This window comes from Salinicola sp. CR57 (genome assembly GCF_003206585.1).
Lineage (GTDB): Bacteria > Pseudomonadota > Gammaproteobacteria > Pseudomonadales > Halomonadaceae > Salinicola > Salinicola lusitanus.
Map to the genome: position 1 here is coordinate 498221 of NZ_PZJL01000006.1, position 15813 is coordinate 514033.

The window sequence follows — 15813 nt, forward strand, 5'->3', positions numbered from 1 at the left end:
GACCATCGAAAGTGGCGCCCGAGCTCCGGCCGGGCGCCTGACGAACGCCGGTCGCCGGCTCAGACCAGCGACGCGCCGTAGCCCCACAGCAGTACTGTGATGGCCAGCAACGCCTCCAGTACCAGTACGCCGATGGCGAGTGCAGCACTCGAGGCCCGCATCCCCTCGTGGTGATCGATACCCAGGAACGACGGCAATCCCGCGTAGACGAGGTAGACCGTGTAACAGAGCCCGGCGATGCCGGCCAGCAGGCACAGCCATACCAGCGGATAGAGGGCCACCACGCCACTCAGGAACATGGGGGTCGCCATGTAGCCCGCGAACACGACGCAGTGGTTCAGATCCGGGCGCTCGGAGTAGCGACGCGCCAGCCAGTGGATGACATTACCCATCAGCCACACGGCCCCGAGGATCAGCGCATAGAAGATGATGGCCAGCAGCACCGCCGTCGATGGCGACACGCTCACCGTCTTCGCCATCCCGGTCTCCGTGGTGCCGAAGTGCCAACCCACCACGGTCGTGCCGATGAAGGCGCAGACCACCGGGATCGCGGCCATCAGCAGCACATGGGATCCATAGAAGTGCGACACGGTCTCGTTCTCGCCACGAATCTGTTGCCATTCGCGATTGGGATGCGTGAGCAGCCCCCAGACGTGATGAATCATGAAACACCTCCTTCCGACGCGGGCCGCCAACGACGGATTTTCAATGGTGTCCTGTTCCGCTCGCCTCCCCGACGATGCCGGATGCGGCCCTGTCTCTCACTATAGGAAAGATCGTCGAAGTGAACAGTCGAATCTCCAACGAAATATGAGTCAGCGAGACGGTGCGAGCGGAGTGCGGCTCCGGCGGGGAGTTTTTGCCGGCCACCCTTTCCCGCCTGCTGCTCCCCTCTCTATACTGGCCGCCCGATGATTGACTGCAGATCTCGCCATATCGAGCATATGCCGCGTTCCGCTTGACGCTGATGAATACAGGAAAGAACACCCCATGCGTGCCAGCCAACTACAGATCTCGACCCTCAAGGAAACACCGGCGGACGCCGAGATCGTCAGCCACCAACTGATGTTGCGAGCCGGCATGATCCGGCGCCTGACGGCAGGGCTCTACACCTGGCTGCCAGTCGGTGTGAGGACGTTGCGCAAGGTCGAGCGCATCGTTCGCGAGGAGATGGATCGGGCCGGTGCGCAGGAGGTGCTGATGCCAGCGGTTCAGCCCGCGGAGCTATGGCAGGAGTCCGGCCGCTGGGAGGAATATGGCCCTGAACTGCTGCGCCTCAAGGATCGCCATCAGCGTGACTACTGCGTGGGTCCGACCCATGAAGAGGTGATCACCGACCTGGTGCGGCGCGAGATCGGCAGCTACAAGCAGTTGCCGACCAACTTCTACCAGATCCAGACCAAGTTTCGCGACGAGATCCGCCCGCGCTTCGGCGTCATGCGCTCCCGCGAGTTCATCATGAAGGATGCCTACTCGTTCGATACCGACGAAGCCGGGCTCAAGGCTTCCTATCAGCGCATGTACGACGCCTATGTCCGGATCTTCACCCGCCTGGGCCTCGATTTCCGTCCGGTGCTGGCCGATAACGGCTCCATCGGCGGTACCGGCTCGCACGAATTCCACGTGCTGGCCGATTCCGGCGAGGATGCCGTGGTCTTTTCCACCGGCTCGGACTACGCCGCCAATATCGAAAAGGCCGAAGCGCTGCCGCCTGCGGGCGCCGAGCGCGCTGCCCCGCAGGAGACCATGCGCCAGGTGCCCACCCCCGGCGTCCGCACGATCGCGGCACTGGTCGAAGGCTTCGATCTTCCGATAGAGAAGACCGTAAAGACGCTGATCGTGCATGCCGCCGATGGCGGTTTGATCGCGCTGATGGTGCGTGGCGATCATCAGCTCAACGAGATCAAGGCCGAGAATCTCGACCTCGTCGCGGCGCCGTTGACCATGGCCAGCGAGGAGGAGATTCGGGGCGCCATCGGCGCAGGCCCCGGCTCCCTGGGGCCGGTCGATCTGCCGCTGCGGCTGATCGTCGACCACAGCGTCGCCCTGATGAGCGATTTCGGTGCGGGTGCCAACGTCGACGATCACCACCTGTTCGGGATCAACTGGGAGCGGGACCTGCCGCTGCCGGACGTCGCCGATCTGCGTAATGTGGTCGAAGGCGACCCATCGCCGGATGGCAAGGGCACGCTGTCGATCACCCGGGGCATCGAGGTCGGCCACGTGTTCCAGCTCGGTCAGAAGTACTCGCGGGCCATGAACGCCACCGTTCTCGATGACACCGGTCAACCGGCGACCGTATGGATGGGCTGCTACGGCATTGGCATCACCCGCGTGGTAGCGGCGGCCATCGAACAGAATCACGACGCCGGCGGCATCATCTGGCCCGACGCCATCGCGCCCTTCCAGCTGGCGATCGTGCCGATGAACGCCCACAAGTCGGACCGGGTTCGCGACACCGCCGACAGGCTCTATCAGGAACTGACCGCTGCCGGCATCGACGTGCTGCTGGATGATCGCGACCTGCGCCCCGGGGTGAAGTTCGCCGATCAGGAGTTGATGGGCATCCCGCACCGCCTGGTGGTCGGCGATCGCGGACTCGACAAGGGCGAGCTGGAGTACAAGGGGCGTCGCGACAGCGATGTCACCATGGTGGCGCTGGACGACCTCCGCCACTTCCTCGACGCCAGGTTCGCCTGATCACGCGCCAGCTCGTGACACGGTCTCTTCTCGTGCTGGCGACGACGACCTGGCTCGTCGCCGCCAGCGCGCATGCCGGGGAGCAGACCGCAAGCGGAGTCGACGAGCCGCCCTCCCGGGCGCTGCTCGATGCCCTGTCGCGGGTCATGGCGGCGCCCGACGGGTTCGAGGATCTCTTCGACGCTCAGGTATGGCTACTGGACATGCAGTCGCGGCTGGCCAGACGACAGCCCAAGGCTTACCCCTCCCGGCCTCGGCGGCTGGCACTGCTCGAACGTGTGCATGCTGAAGCCCGGCGTGCCGGTCTGCCGCCCGAGCTGGTCCTGGCGCTGATCGACGTGGAGAGCCGCTTTCAGCCCGCGGCAGTTTCGTCGGCTGGGGCGCTGGGGTTGATGCAGGTGATGCCGTTCTGGAAAGCCGAGATCGGCCGTCCGCAGGATGATCTCCACGATATCGATACCAACCTTCGCTACGGCTGCACCATTCTCGCGCACTATCTCCAGCGCGAGCGGGGAGACTGGACCCGTGCCCTGGCTCGCTACAACGGCAGCCTGGGCCGCACGATCTACCCGGAGCAGGTGATGCAGGCCTGGTTCACCCGATGGTGGGTCGATCGCTGACTCCAGCTTTGGCGACAGCTACGGCATGTACGAAAAGTCGGCGAGCGATTGCCGAGCGCAGACAGTTTTCGTACAGAGCCTAGCGTTTGCGATCCTCGACTTCGGTATGTGACGTCCCCGGCGGCAGCGGATGCCCCTTGGCCAGCTCGGCCCGTGTCGCCTCGCGCACTGCCAGGATCTCGATGTCGTAGGTCAGCGTCTCCCCCGCCAGCGGATGGTTGGCGTCAACGGTCACCTGAGCATCGTCGGTCGCGACCACCGTGACCGTGCGCGGCCCGTCCGGCCCCTGAGCCTGGAACCGCTGGCCGGCCTTTAACTCTTGATCCCGCGGGAAAGCCGAGCGCGAGCTCACGCCGACCAGCGCTTCGTCGCGCTCGCCATAGGTTTCGTCAGGCGCCAGTGTGACGCTCAGCCGCTCGCCGGAACGCCTTGCGGCCAGCGCGCTCTCCAGTGCCGGGAACAGATTGCCGTGGCCATGAAGATATTCGAGTGGTTGTTGACGCGCCCGGGAATCGTCCAGGGTGCGACCTCGCTCGTCCGCGAGGACGTAGTGCAGGGTCGCGACGTGGGACGTGTCGATGGCGAGCTGACTCATGATGACTCCGGAGTTGGAGGTGGAAGTTGTGACGATGGATCGACGGCCGGCGCCGGACCCGAGAAATATCTGCGCGCCCACCCGCACGGCGTTTCCCATTGGCGGGAGGGCAAGCCCGATCCATTTTCGCCGGTCTTGCGCTTCGTCCTGCTGCCGCTCGTCGATGCCTAGGAGCATGCTCAGGAGGAGTGCTTGCGCAGCGCCTTCACGGGTACCTCGAGACGCTGGGTTTGCTGCAACAGGTTGAGCAGCACGATGGCCCGCTCCTCGCCCTTCTGCGCATCGAAAACGGCCTGAAGCGCGCGAAAAGGCCCGTCGGTGATCTCGACGATATCGCCCTGGCGATAGTAGACATTGGCGCGGTCACGACGGCTGTCGGCGCTGATGCGGTCACGGAGCGTCTCGACCAGTGCATCCTGGACGAATACCGGTTCGTTACCGAAACTGACCAGCCGCAGCACACCGCGGGTGGAACGGATCGGCCGCCAATTGCTGGCCATTCGATCGAGACGAATGAACAAGTAGTGAGGGAACAGCGGCTCGGCCACCCAGGCCAGCTTGCCACGGCGGCGCTTCTGGACCTCGAGCACCGGGTGGAACACCTCGTAGCCCTGGTTGTCGAGATGTTCGCTGGCACGAAACGACTCGCCACCCTTGCATTGGATCACGTACCAGCGGGGTAGCGACTCGCCGTCCTGCGTCGGCTCATCGGTCATCGCACTATCCTTCCTGATCACAGCCACTAAAGAGACAATCCCTGTCGTCTGGCCCGCTGTCGGGGCAATATCACCTGTTATCGCGGGATAGCCAGCGCGCCATTCGGACCAGACGCGACAAGCCATCTAGCGTACCATTTTCGATCCGACTCGTCCGCCCGCGGCGGGTCGACCCGGTTTCTTGGAAACACTGAACAAATCGGCGAGCAGGATGAAGTGGGCGGCATTCCGTCGCAAGGCGCACGGAGCGCAGCAACCGAAGCCTATGGGGTATAGGTTAGGATGCGACCGGGCTGGCGCTCCAGCATCGCGCAACGCAGCGATTCACCTGCGCAGACATTTGGGCAGCGTTTCCTTTGGAGGTTGCATGCAACACGAGCCACGTGACTGGCTGACATCCTTGCGCGTCTATCTGCGGGCCCCGGTCGTGACCTTGCTGTTTCTGGGGTTTTCCGCCGGTCTACCCTACCTGCTGGTGTTCTCGACGCTCACCGCCTGGCTCGAGGACAGCGGCGTCGAAGTGGCCGCCATCGGCTTTTTCAGTTGGGTGGGACTGCTCTATTCGATCAAGTTGTTCTGGGCGCCGATCGTCGACCGCGTCAGGCTGCCGCTGATCGGGCGCTGGCTGGGCCAGCGCCGCAGCTGGATGCTGCTGGGCCAGTGCCTGATCGGCGGTGGCCTGCTCGGCCTCTCCGGGTTGGACCCCGTCGGTCACCTGCCACTGGTGGCGGCATTCGCCCTGGTCACCGCCTTCGGCGCCGCGACCCAGGATATCGTCATCGATGCCTATCGTATCGAGTCCGGCGAGGCGGCCATCCAGGCGGCCATGGCATCGACCTACATCATCGGCTATCGCATCGGTATCGTGATGGCCGGCGCGGGTGCGCTCTATATCGCCGATGCCGCTTCCTGGGCGGTGGCCTACCTGAGCATGGCCGCGCTGGTGGCGGTGGGCATGATAACCGTGCTGGTTCGGCCGGAGCCGCCTCGTCCGCAGAGCCTCTCGGTGGTGCTGTTCCATCCGCGGGTGAAGCGTTTCCTGCGCCAGCGTCGACAGCGGCCCGGTTGGCAACGTCAGGCCGGTGTCTGGCTGATCGCCGCGGTGGTCTGCCCGATCAGCGACTTTTTCCAGCGCTACGGCCGGCTGGCGCTGTGGCTTCTGCTCTTCATCGGCATCTACCGGATCAGCGACATCTCGATGGCGGCGATGGCCAATCCGCTCTACCTGAGCCTGGGCTTCACCAAGAGCGACATCGCCAGTGTCACCAAGGTCTTCGGCGTGCTGATGACCATCGGCGGTGGAGTGCTGGGCGGCCTGCTGGTGGTCCGCTATGGACTTGGTCGGATGCTGATCGTGGGGGCGCTCGCCGTGGCGCTGACCAATCTGCTGTTCGCCTTGCTCGCCACCGGCGGCAACAGTCTGCCGCTGCTGGTCGTCGCCATTACCGGGGACAACCTGGCCAATGGACTCGCCAGCACGGTTTTCATCGCCTTCCTGTCGAGCCTGACCTCGCGCACCTATACCGCAACCCAGTATGCGCTGTTCTCGTCGTTGATGACCCTGCCCGGCAAGTTCATCGGCGGCTTCTCCGGCCTGGTGGTGGCCGATCTCGGCTACGCCAGTTTCTTCGGCATCGTCTGCCTGCTGGGTCTGCCGGCCGTGGCCCTCGCCTGGTGGCTCAGTCGCCGCCTGCCGACACTCGATGGCGAGGAGATCGAGAACGGCAGGACGGCTGGGGATCCGGCACCGGCGTTTCAGGAGAGAGAGGCGCGCCCGCCGATGGGTACCGACGGGCGCCAAGGAGAGCAGTCGGGCCGCTGAGCGGCCCGCCGAAAGCCATCAACCGAGGGAGGTTCTTTGCCGCGAGAGCCACTCCAGCGCGCCATCGGATGCCACCCACTGGTCGCGCATCAGCTGGCGATACTGCCACGCCTCCGCCCGCGTCCCCGGCTCCGGCATGTCCTCGCCGAGCCGCGCGGGGCGGGGCCTGTCCTCGCACAGGATGGTGAGGATATAGGGATTGGAAGCGTAGACGTCCCGCAGTACGGCAAGCGCATCGTCGTGCCGGGTCAGGCGATAGAGCGCCAGCACCCTGCCCATCTGCACCCCCAGCATCTCGGCGCCTTCCGGCCCCTGCTCGCTCACCGCCAGCGCCTGCTCGTCACGCCCCTCGCGCAGCAGTTGGTCGATCACCAGCTCGCGCAGGCCTAGGCTGTCCTCCTCGTCCAGTGCCAGTAGCCGCTGGGCGAGTCGGCGCGCCTCCTGGCCGGCGCCTCGCTCCATGCCGATGACCAGCGCCAGGCCGGTCCGCAGCAGCGTGGCATTGTCCGCGTCGTGCCAGGAGAAGGTTCCACCGGCGTCCTCGAGCTGGCTCAGCCAGAAGCCGTAACGCTCGGCCAGCGGCGTGAAGAAGGTGTCGACCATCCACGGCAGGCTACCGAAGCGACTGGCCAGCGCCAGCGTCAGCGCCTGCATCACGCGGGGCGCGTCGAGCCATTCCGGATTCGAGCACAGCGCCTGCAGCCACTGCGGTGCGGTCACCCAGGGATCGCCCAGAAACCCGAGCGCTGCATCCTCGTCGATCTCGACCTCGCAGGCCTCGGCCCAGCCCCGGTAGAGCGACTCCTCGCGGGCGCTGGGCTCGTACAGCAGCGCACCGTCATCGGCATGGCTCAACGCGAGGCGTGGCGGCCGTTGCTGGGTGTGCAGCAACGCCTGCAGCGCCGTCAGTGGACCGGATAACGCCTCTTCGGAATGAATCACCTGCTCCGCCAGCGCCGCCTGAGGATCGTCAGCCAGCTCGGCAATGAATTCGAGCTGATCCGGGTCCAGGTGATGCTGGCGCGACAGCCGCCGCCACCAGAAGGCCGCCCGCTGCCGCGCCTTGCCGACATTACCCTCGTGCAGCAGCACCATGGCTTCGATATAGGCCAGGGACGGCGAGTCCGGCAGGGTTCGTTGTGCACTCTGGAACGCCTCCCGGGCGCTGGCGAGATCCCCGCTATCCAGGTGCATCAGGCAGAGCCGCTCCAGCGCCGCGCCGCGCAGGAAGTCGGGGCCCTCCGCCATCACCCGCTCCAGCAGGGCACCCCGCTTGCGATGAAAACCACGCTCCTGATAGAGGTCGACCAGGATCTCGAACGCCGGCTCGATCTGCTCTTTCAACGCCTCCCAGTCCCGGTTGCCGGCGAACAGCGACTCCAGGATCTGCTGCGCCCGGCCGTTGTTGCCGCTCTCCGCCGACACGATGCCAGCCTCCAGCAGCGCCTGCGCCGGCGCCTTGCGGCTTTCCAGGGCCGCCTTCAGCGTCTCGCCCCGCCACTCGCGTAGCGACAACATCCACATGAGATGCCCAGGTATCACGCTGGGCATCTCGACGCGGGCGCAACAGTCGCGGTAGAGCCGGCCCGAATCGCACCAGCACGGCTCGTCGCGCTGGGGCTCGGCCAGCGGTTCGGTATCGAAGTCACGCCGCTTGAGCGGCGTCTGGTTCCAGATCAAGGGGGCAAGCGCCTGAGCCAGGTCGAGGCTGCCGCCGCAGTGTTCGACCCCCTCACTGCGGGCCCATGCCATCATCGTCGGGTAGTGTTCATTGGCGCGAATCGCCTCGAGGGCACCGCTGGCAAAGCCCAGCAGTTGTTCGACCCAAGCTGTCAGCATGGCATTCCTCCATTTTCTGGCTCCATCCTAGCACGCCGGGCAAGAGCGCTGGCGAGTGCCGCCACGGGGTGATAATTTAGCCGCCGCCAACCCCGTCGTCGCTGCCAAAGAGGAGCGCCCGTGCTCTTGCCGAACCCGTTTCGTCGTCCTCCGCAGTCGACGGACAGCGATGCGCCTCAGGTTCGACTGGAACGTGAAGGCCGCAATGAAATCCGGCGGATCACCGCGGCGGTGGAGAAAGTGCCGTGGACCGTCAGTCTGCTCCAGATCCTGTGGACCGCCGGGCCCGTCACACTGCTGGGTGCCTGGGGTGGCTACCTGCTGGGGTACGGCAAGGCGCCGACGCTGGAAAACTACATCTTCTTCATCTCGTTCACGGTCATCACCGGCGCGGCGGGGATCATCGCCAACCTGCTGCATCACCTCACCGGCGGGCGACGGCTGGAGCGAACCTCGAACCGCATCGAGCGCGTCATCAAGACGCTGCCGGAGCTGCTGCTGGCCACGCGCAACCTGATCGTCGAAAGCCTGGAAGGCGATGCGCGACGTCGCGAGGCCGCTGCCATGCTGCTGCGCAAGCAGGACCTTTCGCCCGAGGGCGTCGAACTGGCGGCGCTCGAGCTGCTGGACGACCGCGAAAGCGCGCGCCTGATCGGCCAGATCGACGTCTACCGCCGGGTCGGGCTCCATGCCCGCGTCAGCGACCTGGTCGAGATCTACCGTGACGAGATCGAACCCCGCTTCACCGAACTCTACGACCTGGCACCGGCGGCGATCACGCTGCTCAGGGAGCGCTTCGAAGGCCACGCGCCGGACCCACGCTACGGCGTCCCCCGGGATGAGCACTTCATCGAGCGCGTCATGGCCGCGATCGAGAATGACAACGATCTGCTGATGACACTGCAGGACGTCGAGGAGATGGTGATCCTGGCATTCGAGCTGATCAGCGGTCGCCAGATACCGGTGCTGTCGTTCGAATACCGGGGTCGCTGGAAGCTGGCCCGGGCGTTCGACGGCCTCGAGGAGGCGCGGGCCCGGCACCGTATCGCCCAGGCCACCGGCCTCTCCCGCCTGAAGGCCCTGAACACCTACCTCGTCGAGCATTCGGTGACCCCGCTCGCCGAGAGCGTCGCCGGGCAGCGTGCCGATGCGCTGCTGACCCACAGCGTGGCCGCCATCGACGAACTGAGCGAGAGAATCCAGTCACTGGCCTACGCCATTCATACCGGACGCAGCGACGATCGCCAGACCCTGCGCCATCAGGCGGAAGTACTGACCAACGCGATCAAGCTCTACAAGAGCGTCTCCAGTGCCTACAACGAGGTGGGCCGCAGTCATGCACATCGGCTGCGAATGGCCCAGCGCTGGGACACGGTCAGCGCCGATCTCTCCGACAACTCGACCCGTCTGCGACTCGGCCCGGGTCGTCGAGGCTTGCGCATCCGCGAAAGCACGATCACCCTCGACGACGAAGCCAAGGCCGTCGTCTGCAAACAGCTCGGCCGCTATCTCGAGAAGGCCAACATCGGTACCCTGCGGGAGCGGCTGCGGCAAGCCGAGCGAGACACCCAGCTCAGCGTGGGCGTCGAAAGCGCCAAGCGCGTCGCGGTCGAGATATTCCTGGCCCTGGAGCCTCACGTGCATCTGTCGCGCCCAGCCGTGCAGCGTGCCATCAACAGCACCAACGCGGCAGACTTCGGCCAGCTCGAGCCCAATCTCTCGGTGGCGGCGAAAGCGGCGATGGGATCGGCAATGGTTCGCGAGATCGAGACCGACCTGTCGCGCACGGCAGAATCGCTGGCGCTGGCCCTGGTCAAGCATTACCGAGTCGCTCTGGAACCGGAGGCAATGGCGTTCCTGCAGCGCCAGTACGGTGCCCGGGAGAGCACGCTACAGATGCTGACCAACGTCAACCTGGAGCGTGGCGAGACGCCCAATATCAGCTATTTGAGCATGGCGCCGCCGGCGGTGGGAACGCCCCACCGTCACTGGTATCGCGCCCTGGTGCGCGCGCGCCGCCACCTTGAGAAGTAAGCCGCCACCGACCGCAATCTCTCGAGCCGGGGCGTTTCCCGCAACGCCAAGTCACGGCAGAATCCAGCCTTGACCCCAAGTATCATCGGAGCGCGACATGCGTTTGATCATCGCCGAAAAACCGAGTCTCGCCCGCGCCATCGCGGATGCCCTGCCGGTCAAGGCGACGCGTCGCGAGGGCTATCTCGAAGCTGGTGATACCGTGGTGAGCTGGTGTCTCGGCCATCTGCTGGAGCAGGCCGCGCCCGAGCGCTACGACCCCAGGTACAAGCAGTGGCGACTCGACGACCTGCCGATCGTTCCCGAGCGCTGGCAGTTGGTGCCCAGAAGCCAGGCACGAAGCCAGCTGGCCGTCCTGCGTAAGCTGGTCAAGGGGGCCGACAGCGTGGTGCATGCCGGCGACCCCGACCGCGAGGGGCAACTACTGGTTCAGGAAGTCCTCAATCACCTGGGCTGGAGCCGGCCGACACAGCGCCTGCTGGTGCAGGACCTCAACCGACACGCGGTGGCCAGGGCGCTCGCCAGCCTCGAGGACAACCAGCGCTACCAGCCGCTCTACGCCGCCGCCGAGGCCCGCTCCCGCGCCGACTGGCTCTACGGCATCAATCTGACCCGGGCCTGGACGCTGATCGGGCGCCAGGCCGGGTTCGACGGACTGCTGTCGGTGGGTCGGGTCCAGACGCCCGTGCTGGGGCTGGTGGTACGCCGCGATCGCGATATCGCCGCCTTCGAGCCCAAGCCATTCTATCTGCTGTGGGCCGACCTGAAGGTCGCGGGTGGCGCGCTGAGGGCCTGGTGGCAACCCGGCGAACACCATCCGCTGGACGACCAGGGTCGCCTGCTCGATCCAGGTCCGGCCGAGGCGCTGGCGCAGCGCCTCGCGGGTACTCAGGGTCATCTCGCCGAGCTCGACCAGAAACGCAAGCGTCAGGCTGCCCCGCTGCCCTATTCACTGTCGTCACTGCAGATCGATGCTGCGCGCCGCCACGGCCTGTCGGCGAAGCGGGTCCTCGACGTCTGCCAGACACTCTACGAGCGCCACCAACTGATCACCTACCCGCGCTCCGACTGCCGTTACCTGCCCGCCGCGCATCACCGGGAGGCTGCCAGGACCCTGACCGACGCCTGTCGCCTCGATGGCCAGTTGCGGGAGTGGGCCGAGCGGGCGAACTTCGGCCTGCGTTCCAAGGCATGGGACGACGCCAAGGTCGGTGCCCACCACGCGCTGGCACCCACGGGTCGCCCGGCCGACCTGAACAAGCTGAGCCGCGACGAGGCCAACCTGTTCCGGTTGATCGCCCGAAACGTGCTGGCCCAGTTCTACCCGGCCCTCGAGACCTACGAGACCCGGGCCGTCTTCGACCTCCTCGGCGAGCGCTTCCAGGCCCAGGGGCGGGAGATTCTGGAGCCGGGGTGGAAGCCGCTGTTCACGACGCGGGACGACGTGCCGGCCCTGCCGCCGCTGACCAGAGGCGAAACGGCCAGCGTGACCGAGGCCGGCTGCGAGGCTCGCGAGACCCGGCCGCCGGAACCCTTCACCGATGCCAGCCTGATCAAGGCGATGATGAACATCGCGCGCTACGTCGAGGACCCCGCGGTCAAACGCACGCTGCGCGACTCCGATGGCCTCGGCACCGAGGCGACCCGTGCCGGCATCATCGAAACGCTGCTGACGCGGGGCTATCTGATCCGCGATGGAAAAGCGATCAGGGCCACGCGCACCGGCCATGCGCTGATCGACTCGCTGCCACCGGCCGCGACGCGTCCCGAGCGCACCGCCCTGTGGGAGCAACGGCTCTCGGCGATCGCCGAAAGCCAGGACGCGCCAGCCCCGTTTCTGACCGCCCTGATCGAAGACCTCCAGGCGCTGCTGGCCCAGGCGGACGCCGGGCGCCTCAACCAGGCGCTTGCGGCCTCGGCCCGGAGCACGGCGCCGGTCGCACCGCCACCCAAGCGTGGCAAGCGGTCTGCCTCGGGGCGTAGAACGGGAGCGCGCCGCTCCCGGGGCAACGCCTCATCGAGTAGCGGTCGATCGACATCCGGTTCGTCCAACACCACCCCCAAAGGCAAGCCGACCCGGGCTCGGCGTGCACGGAAGCCCGACGCATGACGTCGCGATCTCGAGAGACCCGCACGATGCCGTCGACCGACGACGGGAGCTGGTTGATCGTCGGCGCCGGTGCCCTGGGCCAGCTTTTCGCGGCATCACTGGCCCGACGGTTCCCCGTCGTCCTGCTCGGCAGGCAGGCGGCCCAGCCTCGCATCCATCTGCGCGGACCCGACGGCGAAGCGTCGAGGATCGCGGTTGCGCGCCAACCGACGACAGCTTGGGCGGCCGATCGAACCGGCACCGCCGCCCCGGCGCTGGTGGTGCTGGCGACCAAGTCCCACGATGCGATGGCCGCGCTGAATGCCCTGGCACCGCGGCTCGCACCGGCCACCCCGCTGCTGCTACTGCAGAACGGATTCCGGGCACAACCCGCTATCAGCGAGCGCTGGACTGGGCCGGTGCTCTGCGCCTCGACCACCGAAGCCGCCTATCGCCCGCCACCCGGCCCTCATTCGCCGGACGTGGTGCATGCCGCCACGGGGACGACCTGGATCGGCGATCTCGACGACCGCCACTTCGCGCTGGCGACCAGCGTCGCCCACCGGCTTGGACAGGCGGGCATTGCCGCGACCCCCTGCCGAGACATTCGGTGCCGCCTGTGGCACAAGCTCGCGGTCAATGCGGTGATCAACCCGCTGACCGCGTATCACCGCGTTCCCAACGGCGCCCTGGCCCGGCCGGCGTTTCGACCACGCGTCACGGCGCTGGTGACCGAGATCGAACGTATCATGCAGGCCGAGGGCGTCTCGCCACCGTCGCAGGGCTGGCAAGCCCTGGTCGATGGCGTGATTCAAGCCACGTCCTCCAATCACTCATCGATGCTCCAGGATGTGCTCGCCAATCGCCCCACGGAGCACGACGCGATCCTCGGGCCGCTGGTCGAGGCAAGCCTTCGCCATCGCCTCGACACCCCCGAACTCCAGGCGCTCTGGCGCGCGGCATCTGAATAGACCCAAGAGGCGTAAGCGACGGGGCCGGTCATCGCGACCGGCCCCGTTGGCTATCCGAGCGTGGCGCGGCACTGTCACTCGACGGCGCTCGTCGCCTCGACCGATGATCGCTTCGAATCGCCCCGGGACTTGTCCGCCGGAAAGAAGACGCCCGCCTTGAGATCGCTTTCGATCTCCTCCAGCGAACGCCCCATCGTCTCGGGCACGTAGCGGACGATGAAGACGAGCGCGATCGTGGTGATCACCGCATAGAGCCAGAAGGTGCCGGAAGTGCCGAGCGCGCTGATCAGCGACAGCGTCGTCAGTGTCACCAGCAGGTTGAAGACCCAGTGGCTCAACGCCCCCATGCTGGCCCCCTTGCCGCGGACGAACAGCGGGTATACCTCGGCGTTGATCAGCCACAGGCAGACGCCGAAACTGCAGTTGAGCGCCATGTAGATTGCCAGGCAGGCCACCAGGGCGTACTGGCTGAAAGCATCCTCGGGCGCACCACCCACGAACAGTATCCCCATGATCACCAGCGCCACCGCCGATCCGGGGACCATCCACAACAGAAAGCGTTTCCGCCCGATCCGATCGACCAGGAAAATGCCCAGGATGGTCGCCAGATTGATCAGCACCGCGCCGCCGATCGCCGCCAGCACCGAGGCACTGTCGCCAAAACCGGCCTGGCTCAGGATGGTCGGCGCGTAGTAGATCAGGGCGTTGTTGCCGGTGATCTGGGAGAACATCGCGATCCCCACCCCGGCCACCAGCGCCGGACGAATCCACGGCTGGAACAGATCGCGCCAGGAGCCCTCGGGACGCGCCGACACCTCCTTGATTTCGGCCATCTCCGACTGCGCCCCCTCGCGGCTGGCACGCACCCGTTCGAGGATACCCAGCGCCTCGGATTCACGCCCCTTGCTTACCAACCAGCGCGGGCTCTCCGGCAGTACCAGCATGCCCAGCATCAGAATCACCGCCGGGATAATGCCAAGGCCGAACATCCAGCGCCACTGCTCGCCCAGGCCATAGCCCACCAGATAGGCGACGAGAATGCCGAACACCACCATGAACTGGAACATGACCACTAGCTTGCCGCGGTGCTCCGGCGGCGTCACCTCGGCGATATAGACCGGGATGATCTGCGTCGCGCTGCCGGCGGAGAGCCCGAGGATGAATCGCGCCGCGATCAGCATGCCGACACTGGTCGAGGCCGCCGACAGGATTGAGCCGGCAATGAACACCGCGCCGACCAGCACGATCGTCCAGCGGCGCCCCAGCCGGTCGGAGAGCCGCCCGGTACCCACGCAGCCAAAGATGGCACCGAGGATGATCGCACCGGTGACGAGCTGCTTGAGCGTGTCGTCCAGCGCGAACTGCTTGGACAACCCGAGCAGCGCCACGCCGATGATGCCGGTGTCATAGCCGAACAGCAGGCCACCGAGTGCGGCCACGACCGACACCATCACGACCAGCCCCTTGCGTTTCGGGCCGCGACCGGCGGCAGCGATTGCATTCATGCTTCTCTCCTTGAAATCGGGCGTCCTGGAGGTTGAGTCGCCCAGCTCGAATGGTGACGGCAGGTATTGCTACACGTCCTTGAATCGAATCCGGCTGCCGCTCCACCACAGCTGGCGGTCGGCGTTGCCGGCCACGGCCTCGATGCGCGCGGCATTGGGCGCGTCGGTCGCACGAACCCACTCCAGCGCCTGCCGCTCGGTGCGCCCGAACTGGCGGTGGCGGGCGATCAGGCGGGACTCGCGCAGGTCACGATCGACATCGAGGAACCACACTTCGTCCAGCATCTCCCGCACCTGCGGCCACGGCTCTTCCTCGAGCAACAGATAGTTACCCTCGGTAATGATCAGCGAGGTGGGTGGCGCCACCGCGATACTGGCAGCGATCGGTTCCTCGATCTCCCGGTAGAAGCCCGGCGCGTAGATTGTCTCTTCGCCGAAACTGGCGCGAAGGCGCTTGAGCAGGTCGCGATAACCGAACGCATCGAACGTGTCCGGCGCGCCCTTCCGCCCGGCCCGGTCCAGTACCGCCAGCTGTCGATTGGAGAGATGGAAGCCGTCCATGGGGACGATCTGGGTCTGATCGCCGAGCGCGGCGAAAAGCGCCTCGGAGAGCGTGCTCTTGCCCGAGCCAGGCGCTCCCACGAGGCCGAGAATTCGGCGTTGGGATGAATCGATTAAGCAACGGGCGGCCTCGAGAATGGGCGGGTCGATATCGATCGATAGCGTCCGCGTCTCGGTGGTGGTGATACGCATTGGAGAATCGCAGGAGAGCCGGAAGTGGCGACAAGCGTAGCACGCTCATTTTGATGATGAGAGTCGTCTATCGGCGACACAACCAAAGTCGTAAACTTACCGACATCAGGCGTCGGACGACGAAACGACACTCACCGGATTCATCCCGGCGAATGTCGCGAGGTGCCGT

Annotated in this window: 12 protein-coding genes; 6 read left to right on the top strand and 6 right to left on the bottom strand. The window is 66.1% G+C overall.

What is annotated here, in order from left to right:
* Nucleotides 1–59: 59 nt before the first annotated feature.
* Nucleotides 60–665 carry a Yip1 family protein gene (locus tag DOM56_RS12365; RefSeq protein WP_110709129.1) on the bottom strand — a complete coding sequence of 202 codons (606 nt, stop codon included), beginning with the start codon at nt 663–665 and terminating at the stop codon, nt 60–62.
* Between the two features lie 325 nt (nt 666–990).
* Between DOM56_RS12365 and DOM56_RS12370 the strand changes: the two genes are divergently transcribed.
* Together DOM56_RS12370 and DOM56_RS12375 are read left to right on the top strand one after the other, a co-directional pair.
* Nucleotides 991–2700, top strand: a complete 1710-nt coding sequence (locus tag DOM56_RS12370) for a proline--tRNA ligase (RefSeq protein ID WP_110709130.1) — start codon at nt 991–993, stop codon at nt 2698–2700.
* Between the two features lie 146 nt (nt 2701–2846).
* Nucleotides 2847–3320 carry a transglycosylase SLT domain-containing protein gene (locus DOM56_RS12375; RefSeq protein ID WP_110709384.1) on the top strand — a complete coding sequence of 158 codons (474 nt, stop codon included), beginning with the start codon at nt 2847–2849 and terminating at the stop codon, nt 3318–3320.
* A gap of 79 nt (nt 3321–3399) precedes the next feature.
* On the opposite strand, the gene DOM56_RS12380 is transcribed toward DOM56_RS12375, so the two are convergent.
* Nucleotides 3400–3915 (bottom strand): peptidylprolyl isomerase, encoded by a 516-nt coding sequence (locus DOM56_RS12380; RefSeq protein WP_110709386.1) that lies wholly within the window; start codon nt 3913–3915, stop codon nt 3400–3402.
* Between the two features lie 179 nt (nt 3916–4094).
* Nucleotides 4095–4631 (bottom strand): transcription/translation regulatory transformer protein RfaH, encoded by a 537-nt coding sequence (rfaH, locus tag DOM56_RS12385; RefSeq protein ID WP_110709132.1) that lies wholly within the window; start codon nt 4629–4631, stop codon nt 4095–4097.
* A gap of 367 nt (nt 4632–4998) precedes the next feature.
* Here rfaH and DOM56_RS12390 point away from each other — a divergent pair, with 367 nt between their 5' ends.
* On the top strand, nt 4999–6453 hold the full coding sequence (locus DOM56_RS12390) for an MFS transporter (protein WP_110709134.1): 1455 nt from the start codon (nt 4999–5001) through the stop codon (nt 6451–6453).
* A gap of 18 nt (nt 6454–6471) precedes the next feature.
* Here the strand turns inward: DOM56_RS12390 and DOM56_RS12395 are convergent, their stop codons facing one another.
* Nucleotides 6472–8292, bottom strand: a complete 1821-nt coding sequence (locus tag DOM56_RS12395; protein ID WP_110709136.1) for an SEC-C domain-containing protein — start codon at nt 8290–8292, stop codon at nt 6472–6474.
* Between the two features lie 120 nt (nt 8293–8412).
* On the opposite strand from DOM56_RS12395, the gene DOM56_RS12400 reads away from it, so the two are divergent.
* The 3 genes from DOM56_RS12400 to DOM56_RS12410 all read left to right on the top strand — a co-directional run bounded on the left by DOM56_RS12400 (nt 8413) and on the right by DOM56_RS12410 (nt 13386).
* Nucleotides 8413–10326, top strand: coding sequence for a hypothetical protein (locus tag DOM56_RS12400; RefSeq protein ID WP_110709138.1), 1914 nt, complete (start codon nt 8413–8415; stop codon nt 10324–10326).
* 97 nt (nt 10327–10423) lie between these two features.
* Nucleotides 10424–12436, top strand: a complete 2013-nt coding sequence (locus DOM56_RS12405) for a DNA topoisomerase III (RefSeq protein WP_110709141.1) — start codon at nt 10424–10426, stop codon at nt 12434–12436.
* A complete protein-coding gene (locus DOM56_RS12410; protein WP_232822275.1) occupies nt 12433–13386 on the top strand; it encodes a 2-dehydropantoate 2-reductase in 954 nt (317 codons plus the stop codon). The genes DOM56_RS12405 and DOM56_RS12410 overlap by 4 nt, the downstream gene beginning before the upstream one ends.
* A gap of 74 nt (nt 13387–13460) precedes the next feature.
* Here the strand turns inward: DOM56_RS12410 and DOM56_RS12415 are convergent, their stop codons facing one another.
* Nucleotides 13461–14891, bottom strand: a complete 1431-nt coding sequence (locus DOM56_RS12415; RefSeq protein ID WP_110709145.1) for a sugar porter family MFS transporter — start codon at nt 14889–14891, stop codon at nt 13461–13463.
* 69 nt (nt 14892–14960) lie between these two features.
* Entirely contained in the window at nt 14961–15644 is a 684-nt protein-coding gene (locus tag DOM56_RS12420) for a nucleoside/nucleotide kinase family protein (RefSeq protein WP_110709147.1), read from the bottom strand.
* Between the last annotated feature and the right edge of the window lie 169 nt (nt 15645–15813).